The following is a 25,444-nucleotide window of genomic DNA, read 5'->3' on the forward strand; positions in this document are numbered from 1 at the left end:
AGACAGGCGTCCATTGTCATATCCAGCGGAGATGCGGCAGAAAATCGCCGTGCTCCTCTATGCCGACCCCGCCTCTGCCATATAGCAAGGTCTTGACCTTATCCTTCTCGGAAGATTTGCAGCCCACAATCATGAGAATCTCGCCTTGCGACAATAAAGCCGCATGCCGGGCTAATCGAGGCCGCGATAGCCTGGCTCCACTCAAGGCGCCGAGGAACCAGCCACCGAAGCCGCCGATCATAAAGCCAAGGCCATAGGCGGTGAGACTACTCAGCGGGTCAGAATGGTCGCCGTAGTTTCCGGCGAGAGCTATACCCAGTACCGCGCAGATAACATATCCAGCCATCGAAACTTCGGGTCGGAAGGTGGTATGACTGCTATCGGCAACCGGAAAGCCTGCGATAGGCTTGAGGCCTCTGCCCAGGAACCACGGGCCCGTTACGTAAGTTGGCGCCTTTGATAGGGCAAGCACCTGAGTCCAGCCATTTCGTGCCGAAGCAGCATCTGTGAAACGAAAATAGAGAAGGGTACGCATAGCGGCACCTCGGCTATCCGGGCACGACTGCGCTCGGAGGGTTGAGACCCATGGTGTCAACGTTGATTGGTACAGCCGGACAGGAATGCCGCGATGGCAGCGTCAGAAATCCGTTTGTAGGCGCGATAGCACCACAAGTGATGTTGATGAAGCATTGGATTGCTGCTTCGACGCGAACTAGCTCAAATCTGCAATCTGCTCGTTTTGCGGATCGAATTGACCGGGTTGCGCAGTCTTGCGACCTTCATCTGGTTGTTCACTCTGGCGCTTTCTCGATGTTGTCGAGCGCCCCCCGTGCCAATATGACGTGCGTCACCTATCCCTGATAGATTAGTGAGCAACGAGATAGGTATGACCGTCAACAACTCATCCAAGGCAACGATGGCCGCCGTCAAGAATGTGTCCGATCCGGGCGCAACGCAAGGAGCCCGTAGGTCGACTGAAGAGGCGCCCGGATCGGCGACGCTGGCGGCAGCGTCCGGCACCGATTCAGAGGTCGTTGCTCGCGCTCGGCGCAGGCAATTTTCCAACGCCGACAAGCGCCGCATACTGGAGGCGGCTGACCGCTGCACCAAGCCCGGAGAGATCGGCGCGCTGATGCGCCATGAAGGCGTGTACTCGTCATCCTTGAGCACATGGCGGCGCCAGCGCGAGGCTGCCGAACTGGCTGCCCTTGCCCCACAAAAGCGCGGACCCAAATTCGACGAGACTCGGGCCGAGGCGCGGCACATCGCGCAGCTCACGCGCGAGCGCGATAATCTCAGGAGGCGACTCGACAAGGCGCTGCTGGTGATCGACGTCCAAAAAAACTTGCAGCCTTGCTGGGCAATCCGATCGACGACGACACCGACAAGCCGTAATGGCGGCTGTGCAAGAGCTCACTCCGGCCCTGGGCGCGAGCGCGGCCTGCCATGCCCTGGGCGTGCCGCGCGGCACGCCTGCCCGGCAGCGGGCCCACCTGCGTCGCATGGCCTTCATCGGTCCACTGCCACGGTCCACTGCCAGGCCCCGGCCACCGTTGGCTCTGGATGCCCTGGAAAACCAGGTGCTGCTGGACACCCTTAACAGCGAGCGCTTCGCCGACACCGCGCCGGCGGCGCTACACGCCACGTTGCTCGACGAGGGCCGCTACCTGGGCTCGGTGCGCACCATGTACCGGCTGCTGGCGGCCAATGGCGGCTCGCGCGAGCGACGCAACCAGCTTGTCCATCCGGCCTACGTCAGGCCTGAGTTGCTGGCGCGCGCGCCTAACCAGGTGTGGTCGTGGGACATCACCAAACTCAAAGGGCCAGCCAGGTGGACGTGCTTCCACCTCTACGTCATCCTGGACATCTTCAGCCGCCATGTCGTGGGCTGGTTGATCGCCGGGCGCGAGAGCGCGGAGCTCGCTGAACAGCTCATCGCCGACAGCGTGGCACGCCACGATATCGCCCCCGGCGTGCTCACGCTTCATGCCGATCGCGGTGCCAGCATGCGCTCTAAACCGGTGGCCGCGTTGCTGGTCGACCTGGACATCACCAAAAGCCACAGCCGGCCTCCGTATCTGACGATAATCCCTTCTCGGAGTCGCAGTTCAAGACGATGAAGTACCGCCCGGACTTCCCCGCGCGCTTCGGCTGCATTGAGGATGCGCGCGCCCACTGCCAGGCATTCTTCGCCTGGTACAACACCGTGCATCGGCACTCGGGCATCGGATTCATGACGCCGCACAGCGTTCATTATGGGCTCGCCCAGGAGTTGCACCTCACCCGTCAGGCAGCACTCGACACAGCATTCCGGGCGTCCCCAAACAGATTTAAAGGGCGTCGCCCTGAACCACCGCGGCTGCCCACAGCAGTCTGGATCAACCCGCCGCCATCGGAGGCCATTACCCCAAACACACCACAGTCCGGCAGAGTAAATTCATGAAGCCAGGTGACGCAAAGTCATTGACACGTTCCGCGCTTTGTCGGGGCCAGAGGTACGGGGGCGTACTTCATGTGTGCCTTGTCGTTGCTTTGGTCTGCTGTTATGTCACTTTTTAAGAATACGCTCTAGCGACTAGATTCCCAACAAGTGTTACTCAACTGGTGGGCGCCCGACCAACTCCCTGCCTGCGCCCACTGGCAAGAAGATGGCCCTCCCTGTACTTCGATGCGCTCACTTATCGCCGCGACGCCAGGTGGCCGAAAAGGATCCATAATTCAAAATCAGTATTCCTGAACTGAGGCACATGAGCCGATTAACGCAGGTGTTGCTTGAATATCACGAACGCAGCAAGCACCGTGTCAACAGCTACGCTCCCGGCCCCGGAGGGCTCGACTGGGCAACCCAGCCGGACCCGTTCCGGGTGTTTCAAGGCACACCGCGGATTGCTCTGCCATTGCTCGCGGACACCTTGGCCGCACGCTACAACGAGCTGCGCTGCGGCACTCTGCCTCCCGCGCAAAGATTCAGTCTTCGTACCCTGGCAATCCTGTTTGAACTTTCACTCGGCCTGTCAGCGTGCAAATCCTACGGTGCTCAGCGGTGGTCACTGCGCTGCAATCCTTCGAGCGGGAATCTGCATCCGACCGAGGGCTATCTTCTGTGTCCGGCTCTGCCTGGCTTGGCTGGCGGGGTCTACCATTACCTGAGCCGCGACCATGTACTTGAACATCGCGCTGAAGTGGATGATCCTCGATGGACCGAGGCGTTTGCAGGCGGCGGTATCCTGGTCGGCATAAGCTCGATTCACTGGCGCGAGGCGTGGAAATACGGAATGCGCGCATGGCGCTACTGCCAGCATGACTGCGGCCATGCTATCGCGGCAGTGAGTTACGCCGCGGCAGCTCTCGGCTGGCAGACTCGGCTGGTGGAGGCGGTTGCGGATGACGCGTTGGCCGCATTGCTTGGATTGAACCGCCGCGAGGATTTTGGACGGGCCGAACCAGAGGTGCCAGATGCCCTGCTTTGGATCGGGAATCTTGAAGCACAGCCGGACCCTGGGTGCCTGCAGGCTGCTTTGGATAAGGCGCACTGGTACGGATACGCGAATCAACTAAGCGCGGGACATGAGAGTTGGCCGGACATCGATTCGATCCATCGCGCCACGCACAAGTCTCGTACTCGCGAACCGAGCTCGCTAGATCCGGAGCCGCACCTGTGGTCCGCGACGCCCGCCCTTGATCTGAGCTTTGCCCGAATCGCTCGGCAACGCCGCAGCGCTGTGAGTTTCGATGGTACGACGCGCATCACCGCCGCGGCTTTCTTCGCCATGCTGGCATGCCTGTTGGTACGTAGTGACACGCCACCGTGGAATACGCTGATGTCTCCAGTCGCGGTGCATCCGGCGCTATTGGTGCACCGCGTGGACGATCTGGAGCCGGGCCTGTATGTGCTAGTGAGACATTCCGGGGCGCTGCCTAGCCTCAAGCAGGCTATGCGCCCAGAATGGCTGTGGCAAAAGACTGGACCGGACCATCTGCCGCTCTATTTTCTGCTGCCTTACGATTTACGCGCGGTGGCAAAGTTGATCTGTTGTCACCAGGACATCGCCGCCGATTCCTGCTTTGCGCTGGGAATGCTCGCAAATTTCGAAATCGCCCTGAAGCAACCATGGCGATATCGCCATCTTTTCTGGGAATGCGGCATCCTCGGCCAGGCGCTCTATCTTGAAGCCGAAGCATCCGGAGCGCGCGCTACGGGAATTGGCTGTTTTTTCGATGATGAAATGCACGCCATGCTGGGAATCAAAGATCACGCTTGGCAAAGCCTGTATCACTTTACCGTCGGTGGCGCCGTGGTCGATCAGCGCTTGTCTACATTTGCACCGTATGAGGATCGGCCTTGACTCGAAAGTGCTACGTTCCGATTCGTGGGACAGGAACCTTGGCAAACTGAAAGCACCGCCGTCCAGACAGCGAGCCCAGTGGTATCTTTCTGCCACCACTTGCTCTGGAGTCAGCCAAGCCTCTTCCATCAAGCTGCCGATCAGAATGTCGTCATCCAGCTTGGATCGGGCTCTCCTATCCGGGCGCGGTTTAAAAGCCAGTTCCCGGGCCATGGTTTCATAAAACTCCCGCGCTTTAGGGGTGTTTGCCGGCGGCAACACCACCTGGATGTGCAGCAGCAGATCGCCCGGTGGATTAGCGGGAATGCCCTTGCCGCGCACGCGTAGCTCGCTGCCGCTCTGGGCGCCGACGGGAATGCGCACCTTCAGCTCGCCCCCAGGTAAATCGATGGGCACCACCGCCCCCAACGCCGCCTCCCATGGCGCCACCGGCAGGGTAAGGTGTAGATCGCGTCCCTTCACCTTCAGTTGGTCGTGCGGTTTGAAACGCACTTCCAGAAAAAGATCCCCCGCCGGCGCACCGCCGATCCCCGGTGCACCCTGCCCGCCCAGGCGGATGAGCTGACCTTCGCGCACGCCTTTGGGAATTTTCACGCTGAGGGTCCGGCTCCTGAGCTGCACCCCGCCCTGGGCGTCCACGCTTGGCACCTGCAGCGAAAGCTGACGGGTGGCGCCGGTGAAGGTGTCTCCGAGGTCCAGCAGCACCTTGGCGCGGTGATCCCCACCGCGCGACGGGGACTTGCCACCGTGTGTATGGAAACCGCGGTGTCTGCGCCCCATGTGGCCAAACAGCTCGGCGAAGAAGTCGCTGAAATTGGCCTCTTGCTGCGGCGAGAAGTCCCGACCGGAGAACTCGAAGCCGGTGTCCCAGTCCGGCGGCGGACGGAACTTCTGGCCGGGCTGATGGCCTCGTCCCAATTGCTCGTACGCGGCGCGCTTTTCCGGGTCGGAGAGTACAGCATAGGCTTCGTTGAGCTCCTTCATGCGCACTTCGGCATCCGGCTGCTTGGAAACGTCGGGATGGAACTTGCGCGCGAGCTTGCGGAACGCCTTCTTGATGTCCTCAGCGGTGGCATCACGTGTCACTCCCAGCGTCTTGTAGTAGTCCTGGAATTCCATGCGTGTCCCCCTTTCCACGTCTCTAATGCTGCCCTTCCGCTCGAAAGAATGACGGCGAATATCAGTCAAATCAAGAGCTTGATATCCTCGGGAGAAGCCTTACCATTCCAACCGGAGACGTCAGAATATGGCGCCCGCGCCAGAGTGAATGGAGGCAAACATGATGTATCGGTCCCTGTTTCCCCGTGACGTATTCTCAGAACTGGACCGCCTGCAGCGCGAGATGCAACAGGCATTCGAGCTGTCTCCCAGCATTCGTGGTCGGGTCAGTTTTCCGGCCATGAATGTAGGCGGCACACCCCACTCGGTGGAAATCTACGCCTTTGCCCCCGGCACCGATCCGGCCAGCATCGACGTCCAACTGGTGAAGGGCGTACTGACCATTGTCGGCGAGCGCAAGCCCGATCTCTCTGACAAGGACGAGCAAACCTCCCTGCATATCGATGAACGCTTCGCCGGCCGCTTCCGTCGCGTGGTGAGCCTACCGGACGACGTGAATCCCAATGCGGTGGAAGCCAAGTACCGCGACGGCGTGCTGCACATCAGCATCCAGCGCCTCGAAGCCGCGCAGCGGCGCCAAATCAGCATCCAGTGATGCGAGGAGGATCTGGCCATGAGCGAAAATACTGCTGTCACCAAACAAGCCGACACTGGCAGCGCTGAAGCGGCCCTGATGCCGCCAGTGAATGTGTACGAGGACGCCGCAGGCATCACCCTGTACGCCGATCTGCCGGGTGTGCCCAAGGACAAGCTGGTCGTGCAGGTGGAAGGCGACATCCTGACCATCAAGGGCGAAGTCGTCCTGGATCAGCCGGAGGGCATGGAAGCCAGCTACGTGGAGGTTTCCCTGCCGCGTTACCGGCGCGTGTTCACGCTCTCCAAGGAACTAGATGCCGAGAAGGTGGTGGCCGAGTTCAACCACGGCGTGCTCAAGCTGCGCATCCCCAAAGCCGAATATGCGCAACCGAGCCGCATTGAGGTCAAGATCGCGTGATGTAAGCCGAGCGGGCCTTGGGCATTGCCCATGGCTGCCCACACGTAGGCGGGCTGACATGAAACTGGAATCGTTGAAAGAGAGTTTCGGTTCTCTGTGGGATAACCTGGCCGAAGGCTGGCACCATCTCACGCAGACTGCCGCCGGCGCGCTGACCCGGTTCAAACCGGGTGAAGACGCCAATCTGCCTGGCAGGAGCGAAGTCGAGAACAGCTTTTATCTACCGACCCAGGGCTGGGCCATGCTGGGCGGCGACGTGTTCGAAGACGAAAAACACGTGGTGGTGCGCCTGGAAGTACCGGGCATGGAAAAGCAGGAAATCAACCTCGAAGTGCGCGACGACGCCCTGGTGGTGTGTGGAGAGAAACGCTTCGACCGAGAGAGCACGGAAGGCCGCTGGCGCGTGATGCAATGCGCCTATGGTAACTTCCGTCGCGTGTTGCCCCTGCCGGCCCCGGTAGTGGCTGACCAAGCCAAGGCAACTTACAAGAACGGTGTACTTCGAGTGGACTTGCCCAAGGCCACGCCGGGGAAACCCAAGTCTTTCACAATCACAGTGGAGTGAGTTGAGGCCTTCGCGAGGGAATAGCGAGATGCCGCGGCTTGCCGAGATGGAGATGCCATCGCACATCTCCCTGAATCTTCGCTCGTCTTCTCACGTACTACCCGGTGACAAGGGAATATTCCATCGGCTATGAAACCGATTGGGTACAGCATTTCAGGAAAGATCTCGAAGCCGCCTGTCTTCGAATAAGTCGGAATGAGATCCTGCATGCCATTGGAGCGGCAGGTGAAAGATGACCACCTGCCCGATTGGATACTCGCCCGGAAGCGGCAACGCCTTCTCCTGCCGTGTTGCTTCCAGCTTGCCTTGGCTGAGATTCCCTTGGTGGTGTTCACACGGATGCTGCCGGTGATGCCGTGCAGATGACTTCTTTGGTGCGCTGAAGGACGGCGTAGTTGTGTCGCCGAGATAACCGACCACCTGACCGCGCCGCTTCAGCGGCCAGGATGATCCGGTTTTTCTGGCACGCGCCACACGGCAGAAGAGGATCACTTGCTCCACCCGCGCTGCGAGTGCCGGGTCATCCCATCCGCGAGGCCATGGCACTCATGAGGGCCTGCGAGGTACGGAATGCTGCCATGGAATCCGACGGCCTCATGGAGTACCACCATTTCCCGACGCGACATAATGCTATTCGATACCCAGAATGACATCGATTGCGGCTCTGCCAGCCAATTCTGCAATCAGATGCGCCCACCGACGGGAAAACGGCCCGCCGTGTAATTTGATGCGCTCCCCGATCGCTGCGACACCGGGTGGTCGAAACGGGCCACTGATACTAAACCACGCATCGAACATGTCCTCCGATATGCTCACCAAGTCCACGTGAATCTCGAACCCACGATATTCGGTAATGCGCTGCATGACTATCTCCTAATGCTTGGAAGCATCCTAGCATCACGCTGTTAACAGACGAGCGGAATGGCAGGAACGCGCGCAGGCGTTCCTGTCGAGTACTGGTCACACAGCATGTATTCGCCCAGCCCGGGTTCCCGGTAGTGGGTGTGCTTACCGGTGCGCAGATCCAATGACCGCGCGCGATCGCCCAGTCATCGTACGACGGGGGCAGCTGTTGCAGATCGCTAATTCCGCTAATGGCGATCACTAATTGTGCAAATGTGGGTGCCGACCAGGATGGATTTACGATGAAGGTGCAAGATGCCCTTTGTCCTGCCGACGCTCGCGGGCGCTTTCAATGGAGAGCTCACCGTCGCGCAGATTGTTGTGTGAACACAGATCGCCAGAATAGCCCTATTTTTGGGATCTTTCGCGAGGTCATACGCATGGCTCTACCGAACTGTCACCCTCCCCGTCCGCCCTACCCGGCCAGCAATAGAATTTCGCCGACGCCGGCTCGGCGTAGCTCGCGTTAGCCGAATTAATGATCCGCCGCGCCGCATTAGCGGAATCGTTGGACATGGACGGAAAATGGCGTTGCTCTTGCACAACGGCAAAAAACGCCACTGAACGGCCGTTTCGCCATATAGATCAATGATTTACAGCTATGTGATTGCTAGCGGCTATAGCGGTCACCGCTAGCGGAATTAACGATCCTCAACAGCTGCTGTACGAGCGCTTCCTGGCCGATCCGCAGCCGGCCTGGCGCTGGGTCATGGCGTCGCGCAAGAAGCTGGCGCGCGGCGCGCCCGCGTGGCGGCCGTTCGCCGGGCCGCTCTCGCCGGTGAGCGCGCGCCACACCATGGTGATCCTCAATGGCCTGTTCGCCTGGCTGGTCGACGCCGGCTACCTGGCCGGCAACCCGCTCTCGCTGGCGCGCAGCCGGCGCGGCGCGGCCAAGCCGCGTATCACGCGCTACCTGAGTCACGACATGTGGCAGGCGGTCAAGGACGCGATCGACGCCATGCCGGGGACGCTCGAACGTGCGACCGAGCGCGACCGCCTGCACGCGGCGCGCTGCCGCTGGCTGCTGACCGTGCTGTACCTGGGGGGCTTGCGGGCGGCGGAGGTGGCCAGCACGCGCATGGGGGCGTTTTTTGCCGGCGTGACAGCCAGGGCCTGGAGCGTTGGTGGCTGGAGGTGACGGGCAAGGGGGACAAGACGCGGCTGGTGCCGGCCACGGACGAAATGATGGTGGAGCTGGCGCGCTATCGCGAGGCCTACGGCCTGCCGCCGATGCCATTGCCCGGTGAGGATCGCCCCATCGTGCTACCGGTCATTGGCAAGGAAAAACCCTTGTCGCGCGGCGCGCTGCACCTGGTGCTCAAGGAGATCTTCGCGCTGGCGGCCGAGCGCCTGCGCGCGCGCGGACCGGATTGGGAAAGCCGGGCCGCGGTGCTGGCCAGCGCCTCGGCGCACTGGCTGCGCCATACGGCGGGGTCGCATATGACGGACCAGCAGGTGGACCTGCGCTTCGTGAGGGACAATTTCGGGCATTCGTCCATCTCGACCACCAGCGCCTACCTGCACAGCGAAGAGGATGCGCGGCACAAGGCCACGCAGGAACGGCATCGGATTGGGTGGAAGCGCGGAGTGTGACGGGCGCCCTCGATAGCGTCGGCCAGCCCGGCGAATCCCGTACGCAGCGCTCTTGGAGCTACGATCGCTAGGAGTGCGCGATGACGCCGTCGTTTCCGCCACATCCGGAGACTCGTGGCCGTCGCCTAGCTCCAGTAATCGTGGCGGGCGCTGGCACGCTCACGCGTGCTCGCCTGAAGCGCGACATTTGCAGATAACTGAAGTTTTAAAACTGTATTAGACGCCGCTCTCCCCATCTCCATATACTCGGTGCGCAAGCTGGATCGTGGCGCGGCACATTACCAGCAGCAATGTGCATATGGCGCTCGTAAGGCAGACGAATAATCAGGAGACAAGGGTGATACAGAGATACCAGCTGTATGTGGACGGCCACCGTGTGGATTCCGCAGGCGGTCGCATACTGCAATGCACCAATCCTTACACGGGCCAGGTATGGGCAGAGATCCCGGACGCCAGTGCCGAGGATGTCGCTCTGGCCGGCGCAGCGGCAAACAGGGCGTTTAGCAACGGTTGGCGTGCGTGACACGCCCGGCGTGAAGCGTGCCGCCCTGATGTTGAAGCTGGCTTCGCTCGCGGATCGAAAGCACTGACAACGGCAAGATCGTACGGGAAACGCGTCCGCAGATGGTCTGGGTCGGGCGGCAACTGCGTTACTTCGCCGGCTACGCGGACAAGCTCTTCGGTCAGCATATTCCCCTGGACCAGCCGGACACGCTCGACTATCTGTCCCTGGAACCATACGGCGTGGTCGACCTCATCACAGCCTGGAATTCCCCGCTGGCGCTGCTGGCGAACAAGCTTGCGCCGGCGCTGGCCGCCGGCAATTGCGTGGTCGTCAAGCCGTCGGAACATGCCTCGGCATCGGGATTTCGAACTGGTTGGTTGGTATGGCGTGTACGTGCCTGCCGGCACCCCGCAACCCGTCATCGACGTCTTCTCCCGAGTCATTCTGCAAGACCTGAAGGCTGCCGACGTGCAGCAGCGGTTCGCCATCGCAGGGCTGGAGACGTATCCGGCGATTGCCGAGGAACTCGGTCAATTTGGAAATAACGAGACCAAGAAATGGAAGGCCCTGGTAAAGAACGCAGGAATCCAACCTCAATAAACTCGATTCGTGGAAGGTCAACGAAAAGGCTGCCGGCGCAACGCGGCAAAGCGCGGCAGCCACTGGTGTAGTGTTGCAGGGTACATCGAGGCTCAGCAGAGGCCTGCCTTTCGCCGTAGTCGGTTGAGAAGCGGCTTGAGAATCTTTTTTCAATCGTTCCCGCTGGTCATCGGTCACCTGTCCACCCACGGGGGCGTGCGCTGAACACATCTCGTCGAGATGTCAGCACCGGAAATCGTAGGCCATTCCGGCAGCAGGCAGGAGGCAGGAGGCAGGAGGCAGGAGGCTGCCGATCGTAGGGTTGCGGCCCGGTGAGGCCGCCACCCGGGTCTGCCGACCATCGGCAGACCCGGAGTCCCGGCCCTGGGCGGGAGAAGGACCTAGGGCGTTAAGGCTAGGGACCCAGGAAGTACGGGTTACGGCGGTCCTGCACGTGGCTGGATGTGTCGAACGGATAATCGCGGTTGAGGGTGCGAGCGCCTTCCGTATACGGATCCCGTGCCCCTGCGTTTGCGCCCTGCGTATAGGGATCGCGCGGCGCATTCGCACTCGGCACCAACTCCTGTTTCGTGGACTTATCCGCGCCCTCGGTGTAGGGGTCGAATTTGCCGGTGCGAGCCCCCTGTGAATATGGATCCCTTACACCAGTGTCTGCTCCTTGCGAATATGGGTCGCGCGGAGAAGTCACGCCCTGCGCGTAAGCGATCCCGAAGGATCCCAGCGTGACGCAAGTCAGCGGAATGGCCAAACTCTTTAACATAGTCGCCCCCAGTTTCAGTTGATGTGTCGGCCAGCCCAAGGCGAAGACACGTGTTGGGCCGATTTAGCGGGTATGTCTGTGCGGCAGCCTGCCTCTATATAGTAGCGCTGCGAGGTACGCCTTCAAGCCGCTAGAAGCCCAGGACGGATGACTTGGGCAACATTCGCGGGTTGCCGCTTTCGAAGGACCCGAACTAGCTAAAGGGACTCCCGTTCTCAGGCCTGCGGCCCGCGTGATGAGGGCTAAGGGGCGCAATCGCGGCACAGGCGACAGGAGAAAAGGCTGCCCCTTTGCAGAGCGATTGACATGGGCACGCATCGCCCCAAAGGCGAGCGCTGCACGGCACGTGCACGGGAACTCAATACCGAGCACCAAGCAGCGGGCTACGCCGGCACCTTCGCACCGACAATGTTCGAACTTGACCGGCGCGTTTCGATGGCGGCTGCATCGCGTCGCCGCGATGATCAAGCGCTAGATACCCCGGCGCCCATCAGTGTCGATTGGCCTCTCTTCAGTTACTTGACCATGCCGAAGGGGTCTGGCACGACATGCTGATTTGCGTTGTTCCAGAAATTCTGTAGTTACGAAGCCGTACTCGGGCAAGTTCTGAATAAAGGGCGCCAACATGTCATTCGCAGTCGGGCGCATCTAGTCGGCCTGTAGTTCGCATGCCAGTGCGAGGTCGATGCCAGTGAGGCACCTGAATTCGCCATGCGAGACATCGCAGCCTGTGCCTCGTAAGCGTTCCACGCGCCGCAGGCGTCAACCACAGGGAAAACGCTGTAGCCATCTTGTAGCATCGAGAGGGTCGGGAATGTGAAGCAGGTTCCGATTGTGACGCCTGAGATGATGATGTGCCGCCGCCCCGTCTTTGCCACCAGGTCTTCAAGTGCTTGGCGGAAGGTAGGGTCCTCGTAGCAGTTGACAATGTCGGTCCGGCGAGAAAATCTCCTTGAGTTCGGGCAACGTGTCGCCATTTTGCCATTGGGCGTTCGACGAGGAGAGCAGCACAGGCAGTTTTATCGCCTTCGCGACTCGCGCAAGGCCAAGCACGTTGCTCTTGATTTCGGACAATGACGTGAAATCACGCAGCCCAGCCATCAAGCCGATCTGGTGGTCGATGAACAGCATCATGGCGTTGTCCGCCGTCGGCTTGTCATAAGTCACGCGGCCTGCACGTTTTGTCAGGCGGGTACCAACGCCTGAACTTGTGTATGTCCTCACCGTTGAGGATGGCACATCTCACATGCAGCATGTGTATTGGGCCCCGACATCGTCCAACGCATATGCCCGTTCTTCTTCATGCGCTGACCGATCACATAGTCGACCACCGACTCCGCTCCAGCGCTTGAAATGGGCAGACCTTGAGAGACCAACGGCTTCGCGCACTTGATGCCAAGTCGAGCTTCTACAGGGCGTTGTACTTGCCGAGGAAATGTTCCGTCAACTGAGGGATGTCTTCCCTGCGTCGGCGTAGCGGTGGAATCGGGACCGGATATACATTGAGCTTGTAATACAGGTCTGCGCGGAATTTTCCGGCGAGCACGATCCGGTTGAGGTCTTCGCTTGTCGCGGCAACAACCTGTACATCCACTCGCCTGGCCTGCGAACCGCCAGCGTGCTCGAGCTGGGATCGCTCCAGAACGCGGTCTGCAGGTTAGGGCGGTCTCTTACCGCCTCGTCGACCAGCCCGCGCAACCGCGCATCCTTGAACTGGCCGATCCAGTCAAGCGAGGGCCATCGGCCGTGCCGCGAGGGTAGGCTCTGGGCACGGACCAAGACGGCTGGCTCGGTGACAGTCTGCGTGCTGTGGAAACCGCCCAACGCGGCGCAACCTGCAAGCGTGGCTGGGGCCAGCGCGGTCGAAAGAGCCGCGCGGCCGCACTCGGATCTTGTGCGTTGGCATGCCGAAAGACAGTCTCGTGGCACGTCGTTCTACGTCTTAAAGCGTATGTGGGCGCCCCAAATGCTGCCAGGTCGTAATGAAGATCCCCTGCGCGACGTGCCACTCTCTCAGTCAGAAGCCCTGCGCAGACCTGAGCGCATCAACCTCCCCTGGATAACAGGTTTCGGTGATCATTCGCGTGACCGGATGTATCGAAAGGATAGTCGCGATTTAAGGTGCGAGCCCCATCGGTATATGGATCTCGTGGCCCAGTGCGAGCGCCCTGAGAATAGGGGTCGCATGGCGAATTCACGTCTGTCCCGGATTGCGCAGGGTTAAGGTTTTCCTGCGTCGATCCTGAATGGCGCACACTTTAAATGTATCCAGGTTGAGGCAGGCGAGATCAATCGTGATAAAAGATGGTCGCGTTGCCCTCTACGGATCGTACAACGGGCGCCACAATGAGGAACGTACATTGCACAGTTTCGTTCCTTACACTAGGCTCAATCGCATTGAGGGGGATTCCACTCCCCACTTGAAAGCGGGAGCGATCAGGGTGCATGCGATTCGATGGATGCCTCGTTTTGTCCTCGTCCTGAGTTACGTGATGACGTCGCTCTCAGGTATATATGCATCGCACAGCGAGGCACAGAGCGCCGGCGATGCCGATCGGATCAAACGAGGCCAATACCTGGCAACGGCAGGCGACTGCGTGGCCTGCCACAGTGCGCCAGCCGGGAAGCCTTATGCAGGCGGGCTGTCACTTCCAACGCCCCTGGGTGCCATTGTTTCGACGAATATCACTCCGTCGAAAACCCACGGCATCGGCAACTATACACTTGCACAGTTCACCGACGCGTTGCGCAAGGGCGAGCGTGCAGACGGGCAACGTCTGTATCCGGCAATGCCATACACGTCCTATGCGCTGGTGACCGATGACGATGCGGCAGCGCTGTACGCCTATTTCATGCATGGCGTAGCGCCTGTAGATGCCGCACCCGACCCCACTGCCCTGCCCTTCCCCTTCAATATCCGTCTGTCGATGGCGGCCTGGAATCTGCTATTCCTCGACGACAAGCCATTCCGCTCCGACCCGAGCAAAAGCGCTGAGTGGAACCGCGGCGCCTACCTGAGCCGCGGGCTGGCGCACTGCAGCGCCTGCCATACCCCACGTAATTTCATGATGGCCGAAGATAGCGCTCGTGAGTTCGGTGGAGGTGATGTGGGAACATGGTATGCGCCGAACATCACGTCGGATGCGATCAGTGGCATCGGGAGTTGGAACGAGCAGGAGATTGCCGGCTATCTGCACAGCGGTGACGCCATGAATAAATCACAGGCCGCCGGACCCATGGCAGAAGCCATTGATCACAGCCTGAGACATCTGAACGATGCCGACCTGCATGCTATCGCGATCTATCTGAAGAGCGTGCCCCCGATCCACGACGCCGCCGATACCCGTGCAGCCTCTTCATGGGGTGCCAAGGCGGACGATCTGATCAGTATTCGCGGGGTTCCCTTGCCCACTGACCTGAACCGGATGACCGGTCCCCAACTCTACGACGCCCATTGTGCGACTTGCCACCAGGCACACGCGGAAGGCAGTTTTGACGGAGGCTTGCCCTCGTTGTTTCACAATGCGGCGCTTGGCAGATCCAAGGCCAACAATCTGGTCATGGTGATACTGGACGGCGTTCAGCGCCAGGTCGATCCGCCTGAACTGCGGATGCCCGGATTCGCCCATTCACTCTCCGACCAGCAAATCGCCACGCTGGCGTCCTACCTGACTCAACGCTACGGGAATCCCAAGGCGGTCGTCACAGCCGATGAAGTCAAATCGTTGCGGCAGGGCGGAGCGCCTTCGAGTCTTGTCGCCCTCGCCCGCGTCAGCATGGCGGTAGGTCTAATTGTTGTCATCGGCCTGATATTTTTCGTCGTCCGACGCAGGCGCAGAAGGTCAACCTAAGCTGATGCAGGGCCGGCATGACGGCAGTGGGGCGAACCGTCAACGTGAAACTGGCGTATTTGCGGAGGCCACCTGGAGAGATGATGAAACCATCCCATTTGCTCAAGGCCACAGCTATCGCGTTGTTCTGCCTTACTGGCGCGTCGGCCAGCGCGCAAAGCAGCGTCACGCTGTACGGCATTGTGGACGATGCCCTTGTCTATGCGAATAATCAGCAAGGCCACTCCAATTTCTATACCCGAAGCGGCAATGTCTCGGCTTCGCGTTTCGGCCTGCGCGGTAGCGAGCCCCTCGGCGGAACGACCTCGGCCATTTTCGATCTGCAGGAAGGCTTTGATATCGACTCGGGCAAGGAATCCAGTTCCGGCCTGATATTTAACCGGCAGGCCTTTGTAGGCCTGCAGGACACGCGTGCCGGGACGCTGACATTAGGTCGCCAGTACTCCGCCTACTACCAAATACTCGGCGGGCTCGGTCCAGTTGGGTATCTGACCGGCGCGACAGGCGCGCATCCTGGCGATCTCGACGCCTTGGATACCACTGTCCGCCTCAACAATTCTGTCCAGTACGTCACCCCCTGCTTTCCGGCTTTAGCGCAGCCGTGCAATACGCCTTTGGGGAGATACCTGGAACCTTGCAGCGCGGCAGCTCCATCAGCTCGGGTATCAAATACGCAAATGGGCCGTTTGCCATCGGGGCAGCCTATCTGCGTTTGTACAACACCGGAAACGTGCAGGCGCTGGATCCCAATGCAAGTGGCAGCTACGGATCCTCATCGGTCACTACCGGCTTTGTGTCCGCGCATGATGTCCAGCACGTTGGCGCGGCGGCTACATACAAGCTCGGGCGGGCGCTCCTTGGACTCACTTACACAAACGTGCGGTTCAAGCCCGGAAATAATTCACTCTTTACCGACACCGCTGTATTCAACACTTACGGCGCCATCGCCCACTTCGATATCGCCCCGCAGTTCGACGCCGCCATCGGCTATAGCTACACGCGCGCCAGTGCCTCGAACGGCATTTCCGATAGCGCCCGCTATCACCAGGTGTCGCTCAAGGAGTCCTATCACTTCTCGAAGCGGACTGCGCTATACGCGCTGCAGGCCTACCAGCACGCTAGCGGGCAGACGCTCGGTGCGGCCGGCCGTGGACAGATCGTCAACGCCACGGCGACCGTGGGCGATTCGCAGAATAGTACGCCGGCTTCCGGCAGCAATCAGTTTGTTGGCATGTTTGGCATCGTGCATAATTTTTGAGCAAGCCGGGCGTCAATCGCTTCCGCAGGAGGCGAAGCAATCCTTTCCTTGACGGGTATCGCTATGGAATCTCGCGAACAAATGACGACCAAGGACGCTGAGCCCAATCGCACGCGCCGGGCGTTACTGGCCGGCTTGCTTTCTACCTATACAGCTTCGCTGATTCCCTGGGCGCTGGCCCAGCCCGTAGCCGATGGCGACCAGGGTGCATTTCTCGCGCTATCCGCCATCATAGCGGGGCGTCAGGCACTTGACGGCGCACTGGCAAAGCGCCTGTATCAGGCGCTGACCGACGACGATGCCAAATTCCCCGCAGACGCTCGCCAGTTGCTAGCCCTGATCAACGAGCGCAATATCGACCCGCTTCAGTTACAGCAAGTGCTGGACAGCGAGCAGTCGCCGCTGGCCGCCGTACCGCGCAAGATTGCGACGGCGTGGTTCCTGGGCATGGTTGGCAGTGGAGACAATGTGCGAACCTTCGCGTATGAGAACGCACTCAACGCCGTCATCGTCTCGGATGTCTTGAAACCTCCGACCTACTGCTATGGCGTGTATGGCAGTTGGGCAGCGAAGCCGAACGCAGGAGCGAAAAATGGCTGACCAGTCCTCTGCTGATTTTGTCGTCATTGGATCCGGGATCATCGGTTCGCTGACCGCGCGAAAACTGGTCAAGAGTGGCGCCTCCGTACTGATCCTAGAGGCGGGGCCGCGTATCACTCGCGCAGAAATCGTTGCACGATTTCGGAACTCCACGCGCAGGAGCGACTGGATGTCGCCCTATCCGCCCGCCCCATGGGCACCGCACCCGATTTACCAGCCCAAGGACAATGGGCACCTGATTCAAGCGGGGCCCTACCCCTACCCCGCCGAATACATGCGGATGTATGGTGGCAGCACCTGGCATTGGGCTGCGCAAGCCTGGCGCAATGTACCGAACGATTTCCGGATACAGAGCCTATATGGTGTTGGCGTCGACTGGCCCATCACTTACGATGAGCTCGAGCCGTTCTACCAGGAAGCGGAGGAAATCATGGGCGTCTCGGGAGCGCCCAATACCGGCTCGCCACGCAGCAAACCGTTTCCGATGGAACCAGTAGCGGAAGTATGGGCCATGCGTCGGATTCGGGAACGGCTCGCCCCGGCCTATGAAGTGGTCAGCAATACCACAGCGCGCAACAGCCGCACCTACGACGGCAGACCACCGTGTTGCGGCAACAACAGTTGCCAGCCGATCTGCCCGATCGACGCGCAATACAATGGTGGCGTCGCCGCAGCTTCGGCGGAGGCTGCCGGCGTCAAGATCCTGACGAGCGCCAACGTCTACAAGCTGGAGCACGACGACAAAGGGCGGATCACTGCAGCGCTGTACTACGATCCGGACAAGCGATCTCATCGCGTCACGGGCAAGACCTTTATCGTCGCGGCCAACGGGATCGAAAGCCCAAGGCTGTTATTGCTCTCGGCCAGCGACAAATACCCCAGGGGCCTGGCGAACAGCAGCGACATGGTCGGCAGGAACCTGATGGATCACCCAAGTACCTCGCTCACATTCGACGCCGATGAGGACCTGTGGCTGGGACGGGGACCGCAGAGTCCCACCTCAATCAACACCCTGCGCGACGGCGCCTTCCGTTCCGAGCACGCCCCATACCGGCTGGACTTCACGAATATATCCCGTGTCGATGGCACCACGAAGGCATTGATCAGTGCGGGAGTCTATGGCGTCGAGTTCGAGAAGCGCTTGCGTTACAGTGCGGCACGGGAGATGAACCTGAAGAACGTACTAGAAGTGCTTCCGCACCCGGAAAACCGGATCACCCTGAGTGATCAGAAGGACGCAATGGGTATCCCGAAACCCCAGGCTCACTATGCAATCGATGACTACACACGCAGAGGAGCAGAACGGTCGAAAGACGATTTCAAACGCGTTGCCGAACTGATGGGTGGCACCAATCTGCGCTATAGCAAGGACGGTGATTTCGCCAACAACCAGCACATCTGCGGCACGCTGAGCATGGGTAACGACCCCGCAAAGTTCGTTTGCGACCAGTGGGGACGCACATACGACCACGAGAATCTTTTTCTTGTGAGCACTGGAGTGTTACCGACTGCCGGTACCTGCAACTCGACGGAAAACGGCCTCGCCATGGCCTTGCGGACGGCCCAACACATTCTGTCGGAACAGGCGAGCCGGCCAACGCCAGTTGGAGATCAATCAAAGCCCGCTGGCTGAAGTGAATGTCGCATGCGCCAGTGACCCGCAGTACGAAGGTCAACGCGAGATGCGGCTTGGAGACTCCATATGTTCGGTTTGACGGCACTCGAACTAGCACGCACGCAGTTTGCCTTCACCATTTCCTTCCACATCATCTTCCCGGCCATTACGGTTGGCATGGCAAGCTATCTTGTTGTACTGGAGGGCTGCTGGCTCCGTACGCAGGAAACGGTGTATCGCGATCTCTATCACTTCTGGTCGAAGATTTTCGCCGTCAACTTTGGGATGGGGGTGGTTTCCGGCCTCGTGATGGCGTACCAGTTCGGCACCAACTGGAGCTTCTTCTCTGAATTCGCCGGCGGCATCACCGGTCCCCTGCTCACCTATGAAGTGCTGACCGCGTTCTTCCTGGAGGCGGGATTCCTCGGTGTCATGCTGTTCGGCTTGAACAAGGTAGGTCCCGGGTTGCACTAAGAGCCGCCAGCGTTCAGTGGGCGGAAAACTAGCCTGGTTGTCATGGAGACAACCAATGAAAATAATTTGAAAATCACTTGAGCTGATTTCCCGACCACCATGACGTCTAGCAAGGCTCTGCTGAGCATGCATCCGGACCTCTCCGCGGTGCGGGTCTATCTGATCGGGCTAGCGCTCGGCTGTTCCACCGGCGTCGACTTCTGGGCATCGGCAATGATGGGGGTCGCGGGCACCCACATTCGGGGGGGTGCATGCTTCGCCAGAAGATTTCCTCTGGAGCATGACTTCCTATGCGGCGGCCGCGGTAGTCGCCAATCTGATGCTGCGCCGCCTGGCCCGCGACATTAGTTATCGTGGGTTCACGCTTTCGGGCCTGGCAGTGGCCGGCCTCGGCGCTGTGCTGTGCGCACTCTCTCGTAATTCGCTGGAATTGAGTCTTGCGCGTGCTGTCCAGGGATTCGGAGCTGGGGGCTGTTTGCGGCTTCGCGCATCATCATCCAGATCGCCGCAGCGCGCGAGGAGCGACGCCCGCTTTTCATCGGCTTCAATATTGGCTCCATGGGCCTGGTCGCCCTGGCTCCATGGATCACGACGCAACTCGTAGAAAGTGCGAATTGGCAGATGGTCTTCATTCTTCAGGGGGATCGCCTTGCTGACACTGATCTTTGTGCTGGCGACCTATCCGAAGCGGCTTACCGCCACACGCGCGCCGTGGGAAGTCGATGTCCAGGACATGGACTGGGTGACGGTCATCCTGCTCGGCGCCGGTGCACTAACGTTGTTGCACGGACTGGGCGACCTGCGCTTCTATGAACTGGCCAGTTCGCCCTCAATTGCCCTTACCCCAATTATCGGCCTGGTTTTCTTTGCTGCTGCCTTCGCTCACTTGCACGGGCACCCCGACCCCTGGCTTGACCCCGAGCTGCTGCTAGGTCGCCGCTTTCTGGTCGGGCTGGCCTTTTACGCGATCTATTACTTCCTGAATGGGCTGTGGACCTATGTGGTATCCACCATGCTACAGGGCGGGCTAGGCTTTACATTCCAGACCACCGGCATGGTGTTGACCACGACCAGTCTGATAGGCTTTGCCGCAGCCTTGGCTTTCACCTTCGGCAGCGCGCATCTGGTTGGTGCGAGGCGCTACATTGCGATTGGCTACCTGTTGTTCGCAGGATCAGCCTGGCTGCTATCACAGCGCTTGATGCCGGGCGCATCGATTAACGTGCTACTGCCCGCGCTTGCCTTGCAAAGCTTGACGACGCCATTCATCCTAATGCTGGTAGCGGGCCTCACGTGGGCGGATTTTAACGTTGACGATTTCGCCCATGGCTACCAGTTCAAGAACATCGTGCGACAGATTGCCACAGCAGGAGGAACAGGACTTGGGAGCCTTTGGTTGCAATTTGGCGAGGTCCTGGCACGCACGCAACTGATTGCCAAGGTGACGCCGTTTGACTTCCCGCAGGGGATCGACCAGACCGAACTTGCTCGGTTGTCGCAACTGATCGACCAGCAAGCGACGCTGGTTTCCACCAGCAATCTGTTTGCGCTGTTGGCATTCACCTGCGTTGTCATTGCCGCAATAGCAGTCGTCCAGCGTGCACTGCGCTGAAGCCATCACGCTACATCGTCGCTTCACCCGTGCCGCAGCCTGTTCACTCCTGCTGCGTTGGCCCCTCATTCTGCTGCGCATCGACCCGAATTTCCTTCGGCGTGAATCTGCTGTTGAGGACCACTATTTCCGCTAATAGCGTCCACAAATTCTGCCAATGCGGCGGGATGGCCAGCCGAAGATTTCGTCCTTCCCCGCGTCACTTCACGTGGTCATGAGTTGCCATTGCAAACTGTCGCCAAAGTGACATTTACGCGGCCGTTGATAACACAATCATGAGTAGTTCGAACCGGATCCCAAACGTCTGTCTGGCAGCTGCGACGAAGAATCCTACATCACGGATGGGTACATTGAGCACTATACTGCAACTTCATATATCCCCCCTGCCAAGCGGGATGGCTGTTGCGCGATGGCGTAAGGCATCCGATATGTTCACAATCCGGAGGTTGCCATGAATCCGCTCGTCCAAGCCCTGACCACCTGCGGCGGCAAGCTGCTGGCGGAACTCGAAACCATCTACAAGGATATCCACCAGCACCCAGAGCTGTCGATGCAGGAGGTTCGCACCGCCAAGCTCGCGGCCGATTACATCGAAACGCTGGGCTACCAGGTGACACGCGCGGTGGGCGTCACAGGCGTCGTCGGCGTGTTGCGCAATGGCGAGGGCCCCACCGTAATGCTGCGCGCCGACATGGATGCGCTACCCATGGCGGAAAATACGGGCCTGCCCTATGCCAGCACCGTCAAGGCGAAAGATGAAGACGGTGTGGAGGTAGGCGTGGCTCACTCCTGCGGACACGACCTGCACGTGACCTGGCTAATGGGGGCGTCGCGCATTTTTGCAGGGCATCGGGACGCCTGGAAAGGCACTGTCATGCTCGTATTTCAGCCCGGCGAGGAAGTCGGTCGGGGTGCAGCGAGCATGGTTCAGGATTGGGGGAGGGGCGTTTCCCCAAGCCAGACATTATCTTGGGGCAGCACGTGATGGTGGGACTGAGTGGAACGGTCTGCTACCGCCCAGGTGTCATCCTGTCAGCCGGTGACAGCTTGAAGATCAAACTATTCGGTCGCGGGTCACACGGCTCACAGCCGCAGACCGCCATCGATCCGGTGATCATGGCCGCCGCCACCACATTACGCCTGCAAACCATCGTTTCGCGTGAAATCTCGCCACTGGACAACGCAGTGTTGACCATTGGCTCGCTGCAGGCCGGCACCAAGGAGAACATCATTCCTGACGATGCCACGATCAAGCTCAATATGCGCACCTTCGACGAAGATGTGCGCGAGTACATGCTGTCGTCCGTCAAGCGAATTTGCTGCGCTGAGTGCAATGCCTCCAATGCCGAGCGGCCGCCCGAGTTCACCACTCTCAGCAGTTACCCGCTAACCGAAAACGACGATGCGTCGACCCAGAAGATCGCGGCAGCCTTCAAAGCGCAGTTTGGCGACCAGGCCTACGAGACGGCTCCGGCGTCTGCCAGCGAAGACTTCAGCATCTTCGGGCGCACGTGGAATGTGCCATACGTTTTCTGGTTCGTCGGCGGTACCGACCCCAGTGTGTATGCACAGGCCAAGAAGGAAAAGCAAATCAATAAGATACCGAGCAATCATTCGCCCAAGTTCGCACCGGTCATCCACCCAACGCTGGAAACGGGGCTGCAGGCCATGCTGACGGCGGCATCTGCGTGGCTTTGCGGTCAGCAAGCGGCATGATGGAACACAGTCTCTTTGCCTTGGTCGACCTGTTCGGTACCTTCGCTTTTGCAGTCAGCGGAGCTCTTGCTGCTGAACAGAAGCGCCTCGATCTGTTCGGTGTCGTCGCGATCAGCTATATGACGGCCTGTGGCGGAGGAATCGTTCGGGATCTCTGCCTAGGCTCGTTACCGCCGGTGGGCATTTCAGATTGGCGGTATCTCGCGACCTCGGTGTTTGCCTCGGCGATGGCAATCTGGGCGCGTCCAATCGTTGACAGCCTTCAGCATCCTGTCGTTTTTTTTGATTCGCTTGGACTGGGCTTCTTTGCGGTCGTTGGTGCACACAAGGCGCTGCTGCTTGACCACAACATCGAGGTTGCCATCGTTCTCGGCATGGTGACTGCTGTCGGCGGTGGCGTGGTGAGGGATGTGGTGCTCAATCGCGTACCGATCATCCTGCAGAAGGAAATCTATGCACTCGCCGCACTGGTTGGCGCAGCCATACAAGTTCTTGGACAATTCATGGAATGGGGGTGGCAGTCACGCCTTGGTTTGCGGCGTCCATCTGCTTCGCAATCCGCCTGCTTGCCCTCCGCTATTCCTGGAGCCTTCCTGTTGTCCGTAAAACGGATGTTGCGTAGTCAGGGCACTGTCAACTTGCCGATATTGAAGCGGGACGATCTTGCGAGGCACGGAACAGGAACGAATCTGGCTGTGAGCTAGTCGCGCCGCTTCTGCAACAGGACGTCCCGTTCGGCGCCGTGCTCGTCGACCGCCCGCCACTGTGGCCTCGCGAGGCGGCGGTGGTAGCCCCGACGAGAGAACCCGTTTGATAATTCAAGACGGGCGATCCTGCGTAGCAGCAGCCTGCCCATTAAGTACACAATGCCCGCATTATCTGCCGGATTTGCCCTCGCTGTTTTCTGGCTACTCCCTTGAGGTGAACGAAACCCATCTTGGTCTCCTTCCGAATGCGTCGGCAAGAGTCCATGAAGGCACAGCTCCACCCACGAGCCAAGTCATTTTCCCACAGGCGTGCCTACTCGGATAGTTCATTCAACTCATAGCTGGTGCTGCGCCCGCCTGCATCCGATTTCCGCAATAGGCCACGTGCGAGCAGATCAGTGATGTCGCGCAGCGCGGTGTCTGGCGAGCATTTGGCGATCGCCGCCCACTTGGAGCTGGTGAGCTTTCCTTCGAAGCCATCGAGCAGCCGATTGAGCAATTTCACCTGCCGCTCGTTCAGTGGCGTGGTCGCCCAGCGCCGCCAGAACCGCGTCTTGATCAGCACGGCATCAAGGGTGTCCTGCGCCTGATCGAGGGCGCGATGCAGCGTATCGAGGAACCAGGCCAGCCACTCGGTGACATCCATCGACCGCTTCTGGGTCCGCTCCAGGATATCGTAGTAGACCTTGCGCTCCCGCTGGATCTGCGCCGACAGGCTGTAGAAACGCTGCGGGCTGCCATCGGCGCGCGCCAGCAGCAGGTCGCCGATCGCACGGGCTATACGGCCGTTGCCGTCGTCAAACGGATGCAAGGTAACGAGCCACAAATGGCCGAGGCCTGCCTTGAGCAGAGGTGGATCGTTCGATGCGCCATTGACCCAGTCAAGAAATCGGCTTGTTTCGGCTTCCAGGCGATTGGCTGGCGGTGCTTCGAAATGCACACGTTGTCGGCCGACGGGGCCGGACACCACCTGCATCGGACCGCTTGTGTCGTCACGCCAGCCACCGACCTTGATCCGGGCAAGGCCGGAGTAGCCGGTGGGAAACAGCGCGGCATGCCAGCCGAACAATCGCTCCCGGGTGACCGGTGCAAGGCAATTGGCGGTCGCATCGAGCACCATTTCAACCACGCCTTCGACGTGACGATCGACTGGGGCCAGTGCGCCGATGTCCACGCCCAAGCGGCGCGCGATGGACGAACGCACGGATGCAACGCTGAGATGTTCGCCCTCGATCTCGCTGGTCTTGACCACGTCCTCGGTGAGCGCCGCGAGACTCGCCTGATCGCGCAGAGCCATGCCGACATCCGCCAAGCGCCCCGTCAGCAGTCCTTGGGCGCGACTCACCTCGGCCATAGGCCCTGCCAGGGCAGTCAGATCGTAGTGCCAGCTTGGCCAGTCACCGGCCTGCCAGATGTATGTGTAATCTCCGCTTTCCATGCGGAGATTATGATCTGCTTTCTCCGCGGACGCAAGTTATTCGCCGCATATGGTGCGGTGATTGCCCTGGATATTCACTGCAGGAAGGCAACGCTGGCCGGTCGCCTAGCGCGGGTACGATCCAGGCACATACCCATCACGCGCATGATCGGTCAACTGCTGCCGCTCCCCGTCAATGCATGTCTCGATCAGGATACGCATGGAGGTTCCCCGATGGAGTCAGTACGCAATGCTCTCCGATCCCGCCGGATTTGCCCCCTGCCTTTGGCCACTCGCCCTACCTGCCGGAGGACGATGCCGGGCATGCGGCCACGCACGAACGGCACCGGATCGGCGGGAAGCCCAGCACCGTGGAACAAGCCCACACGAAGCAAGATGCGGTTCGGTTGGACTCAGGCGCCGGCACTCCCGACGAATATTCACGTTCGTGAAAGAATCCGTTTTCCCGACGCCCGGCCAGCGCGGTTTAGTTCTGCCGGGACGGCGGACGGATGAGCAAGTGTTGCAGATCGCTATTTCCGCCAATGGCGGTCACAATTTCCGCCAATGCAGAGATCTGAACGCTTTTACCCGCCCTTGCGCTGACGCTTGCCAATCGTACGGAGCACCGCCGTGAGGTTGCGGCAGATGCGTAGCGTGCATGGCGGGAGCGCATTCAGTCTATGGCCAGCGACTTGGCAAACAGCCGTGTGCGGATCTAGCCAATCCCGCTTCCAGCGAGGCGAGAAAACATCGACGGGATTCAGAACAACGCAGTCGAAACAGTATGGGAGCCGATCTCGGTCTGA

18 protein-coding genes and 9 pseudogenes are annotated in these 25,444 nt (G+C 60.0%); 17 read left to right on the forward strand and 10 right to left on the reverse strand.

Going from position 1 to position 25,444, the window contains the following annotated elements:
• Positions 1 to 16: 16 nt before the first annotated feature.
• Both OMK73_RS03155 and OMK73_RS03160 read right to left on the reverse strand, forming a co-directional pair.
• On the reverse strand, positions 17 to 535 hold the full coding sequence (locus OMK73_RS03155; RefSeq protein ID WP_267600641.1) for a hypothetical protein: 519 nt from the start codon (positions 533 to 535) through the stop codon (positions 17 to 19).
• Between the two features lie 182 nt (positions 536 to 717).
• Complete coding sequence (locus OMK73_RS03160) at positions 718 to 930, reverse strand: hypothetical protein (RefSeq protein ID WP_267600642.1); 213 nt, start codon at positions 928 to 930, stop codon at positions 718 to 720.
• Between the two features lie 70 nt (positions 931 to 1,000).
• On the opposite strand from OMK73_RS03160, the pseudogene OMK73_RS03170 reads away from it, so the two are divergent.
• Positions 1,001 to 2,443, forward strand: a pseudogene (locus OMK73_RS03170) (IS3 family transposase).
• A 304-nt stretch (positions 2,444 to 2,747) separates the two neighbouring features.
• The gene (locus tag OMK73_RS03175; RefSeq protein WP_267600644.1) at positions 2,748 to 4,346 is read left to right on the forward strand and encodes a SagB/ThcOx family dehydrogenase; all 1,599 of its coding nucleotides are present in this window, start codon (positions 2,748 to 2,750) and stop codon (positions 4,344 to 4,346) included.
• Positions 4,347 to 4,514: 168 nt separating this feature from the next.
• Here OMK73_RS03175 and OMK73_RS03180 read toward each other — a convergent pair.
• Positions 4,515 to 5,465, reverse strand: a pseudogene (locus OMK73_RS03180) (DnaJ C-terminal domain-containing protein); the annotation flags it as partial.
• Between the two features lie 160 nt (positions 5,466 to 5,625).
• Here OMK73_RS03180 and OMK73_RS03185 point away from each other — a divergent pair.
• The 3 genes from OMK73_RS03185 to OMK73_RS03195 are packed head-to-tail and all read left to right on the forward strand — an operon-like array spanning position 5,626 to position 7,024.
• Complete coding sequence (locus tag OMK73_RS03185) at positions 5,626 to 6,060, forward strand: Hsp20/alpha crystallin family protein (RefSeq protein ID WP_267600645.1); 435 nt, start codon at positions 5,626 to 5,628, stop codon at positions 6,058 to 6,060.
• A gap of 18 nt (positions 6,061 to 6,078) precedes the next feature.
• Positions 6,079 to 6,459, forward strand: coding sequence for an Hsp20/alpha crystallin family protein (locus OMK73_RS03190; protein ID WP_267600646.1), 381 nt, complete (start codon positions 6,079 to 6,081; stop codon positions 6,457 to 6,459).
• Between the two features lie 58 nt (positions 6,460 to 6,517).
• Entirely contained in the window at positions 6,518 to 7,024 is a 507-nt protein-coding gene (locus OMK73_RS03195; RefSeq protein WP_267600647.1) for an Hsp20/alpha crystallin family protein, read from the forward strand.
• 153 nt (positions 7,025 to 7,177) lie between these two features.
• Here OMK73_RS03195 and OMK73_RS03200 read toward each other — a convergent pair whose 3' ends face one another.
• Together OMK73_RS03200 and OMK73_RS03205 are read right to left on the reverse strand one after the other, a co-directional pair.
• Entirely contained in the window at positions 7,178 to 7,525 is a 348-nt protein-coding gene (locus OMK73_RS03200) for a hypothetical protein (RefSeq protein WP_267600649.1), read from the reverse strand.
• 129 nt (positions 7,526 to 7,654) lie between these two features.
• The gene (locus OMK73_RS03205) at positions 7,655 to 7,888 is read right to left on the reverse strand and encodes a hypothetical protein (protein WP_267600651.1); all 234 of its coding nucleotides are present in this window, start codon (positions 7,886 to 7,888) and stop codon (positions 7,655 to 7,657) included.
• 697 nt (positions 7,889 to 8,585) lie between these two features.
• Between OMK73_RS03205 and OMK73_RS03210 the strand changes: the two are divergent.
• From OMK73_RS03210 to OMK73_RS03225, 4 genes and pseudogenes are all read left to right on the forward strand, one after another.
• Positions 8,586 to 9,520: pseudogene (locus OMK73_RS03210) on the forward strand (tyrosine-type recombinase/integrase); the annotation flags it as partial.
• Between the two features lie 298 nt (positions 9,521 to 9,818).
• The gene (locus OMK73_RS03215; RefSeq protein ID WP_267600736.1) at positions 9,819 to 10,043 is read left to right on the forward strand and encodes an aldehyde dehydrogenase family protein; all 225 of its coding nucleotides are present in this window, start codon (positions 9,819 to 9,821) and stop codon (positions 10,041 to 10,043) included.
• A gap of 38 nt (positions 10,044 to 10,081) precedes the next feature.
• A pseudogene (locus tag OMK73_RS03220) lies at positions 10,082 to 10,339 on the forward strand (aldehyde dehydrogenase family protein); the annotation flags it as partial.
• 73 nt (positions 10,340 to 10,412) lie between these two features.
• Positions 10,413 to 10,625 carry a tripartite tricarboxylate transporter substrate-binding protein gene (locus tag OMK73_RS03225; RefSeq protein ID WP_267600653.1) on the forward strand — a complete coding sequence of 71 codons (213 nt, stop codon included), beginning with the start codon at positions 10,413 to 10,415 and terminating at the stop codon, positions 10,623 to 10,625.
• Positions 10,626 to 11,966: 1,341 nt separating this feature from the next.
• Here the strand turns inward: OMK73_RS03225 and OMK73_RS03235 are convergent.
• The 3 genes from OMK73_RS03235 to OMK73_RS03245 all read right to left on the reverse strand — a co-directional run bounded on the left by OMK73_RS03235 (position 11,967) and on the right by OMK73_RS03245 (position 13,027).
• Positions 11,967 to 12,362 (reverse strand): isochorismatase family protein, encoded by a 396-nt coding sequence (locus tag OMK73_RS03235; protein WP_267600656.1) that lies wholly within the window; start codon positions 12,360 to 12,362, stop codon positions 11,967 to 11,969.
• Positions 12,271 to 12,552 (reverse strand): hypothetical protein, encoded by a 282-nt coding sequence (locus OMK73_RS03240; RefSeq protein WP_267600658.1) that lies wholly within the window; start codon positions 12,550 to 12,552, stop codon positions 12,271 to 12,273. The genes OMK73_RS03235 and OMK73_RS03240 overlap by 92 nt, the downstream gene beginning before the upstream one ends.
• Before the next feature lie 241 nt (positions 12,553 to 12,793).
• Entirely contained in the window at positions 12,794 to 13,027 is a 234-nt protein-coding gene (locus OMK73_RS03245) for a sigma 54-interacting transcriptional regulator (RefSeq protein WP_420715452.1), read from the reverse strand.
• Positions 13,028 to 13,844: 817 nt separating this feature from the next.
• Here OMK73_RS03245 and OMK73_RS03255 point away from each other — a divergent pair.
• The 8 genes and pseudogenes from OMK73_RS03255 to OMK73_RS03290 form a co-directional block, all read left to right on the forward strand.
• Positions 13,845 to 15,236: a cytochrome c gene (locus tag OMK73_RS03255; RefSeq protein WP_267600661.1), complete on the forward strand. Its 1,392-nt coding sequence runs from the start codon at positions 13,845 to 13,847 to the stop codon at positions 15,234 to 15,236.
• A gap of 83 nt (positions 15,237 to 15,319) precedes the next feature.
• Positions 15,320 to 16,494, forward strand: a pseudogene (locus tag OMK73_RS38745) (porin).
• Between the two features lie 81 nt (positions 16,495 to 16,575).
• A complete protein-coding gene (locus OMK73_RS03265) occupies positions 16,576 to 17,094 on the forward strand; it encodes a sugar dehydrogenase complex small subunit (RefSeq protein ID WP_267600663.1) in 519 nt (172 codons plus the stop codon).
• Complete coding sequence (locus OMK73_RS03270; RefSeq protein ID WP_267600664.1) at positions 17,087 to 18,727, forward strand: GMC family oxidoreductase; 1,641 nt, start codon at positions 17,087 to 17,089, stop codon at positions 18,725 to 18,727. The genes OMK73_RS03265 and OMK73_RS03270 overlap by 8 nt, the downstream gene beginning before the upstream one ends.
• 69 nt (positions 18,728 to 18,796) lie before the next feature.
• Positions 18,797 to 19,180 (forward strand): annotated as a pseudogene (locus tag OMK73_RS03275) (cytochrome ubiquinol oxidase subunit I); the annotation flags it as partial.
• A 652-nt stretch (positions 19,181 to 19,832) separates the two neighbouring features.
• Positions 19,833 to 20,795 carry a hypothetical protein gene (locus tag OMK73_RS03280; protein ID WP_267600666.1) on the forward strand — a complete coding sequence of 321 codons (963 nt, stop codon included), beginning with the start codon at positions 19,833 to 19,835 and terminating at the stop codon, positions 20,793 to 20,795.
• 451 nt (positions 20,796 to 21,246) lie between these two features.
• Positions 21,247 to 22,511: pseudogene (locus OMK73_RS03285) on the forward strand (M20 family metallopeptidase).
• Positions 22,511 to 22,945: pseudogene (locus OMK73_RS03290) on the forward strand (trimeric intracellular cation channel family protein); the annotation flags it as partial. The pseudogenes OMK73_RS03285 and OMK73_RS03290, both read left to right, overlap by 1 nt.
• A 192-nt stretch (positions 22,946 to 23,137) precedes the next feature.
• Here OMK73_RS03290 and OMK73_RS38750 read toward each other — a convergent pair.
• A pseudogene (locus OMK73_RS38750) lies at positions 23,138 to 23,274 on the reverse strand (IS6 family transposase); the annotation flags it as partial.
• Between the two features lie 257 nt (positions 23,275 to 23,531).
• Positions 23,532 to 24,656, reverse strand: coding sequence for a Fic family protein (locus OMK73_RS03295; protein ID WP_267600667.1), 1,125 nt, complete (start codon positions 24,654 to 24,656; stop codon positions 23,532 to 23,534).
• Between the last annotated feature and the right edge of the window lie 788 nt (positions 24,657 to 25,444).

Source organism: Cupriavidus sp. D39 (assembly GCF_026627925.1).
GTDB lineage: Bacteria > Pseudomonadota > Gammaproteobacteria > Burkholderiales > Burkholderiaceae > Cupriavidus > Cupriavidus ulmosensis.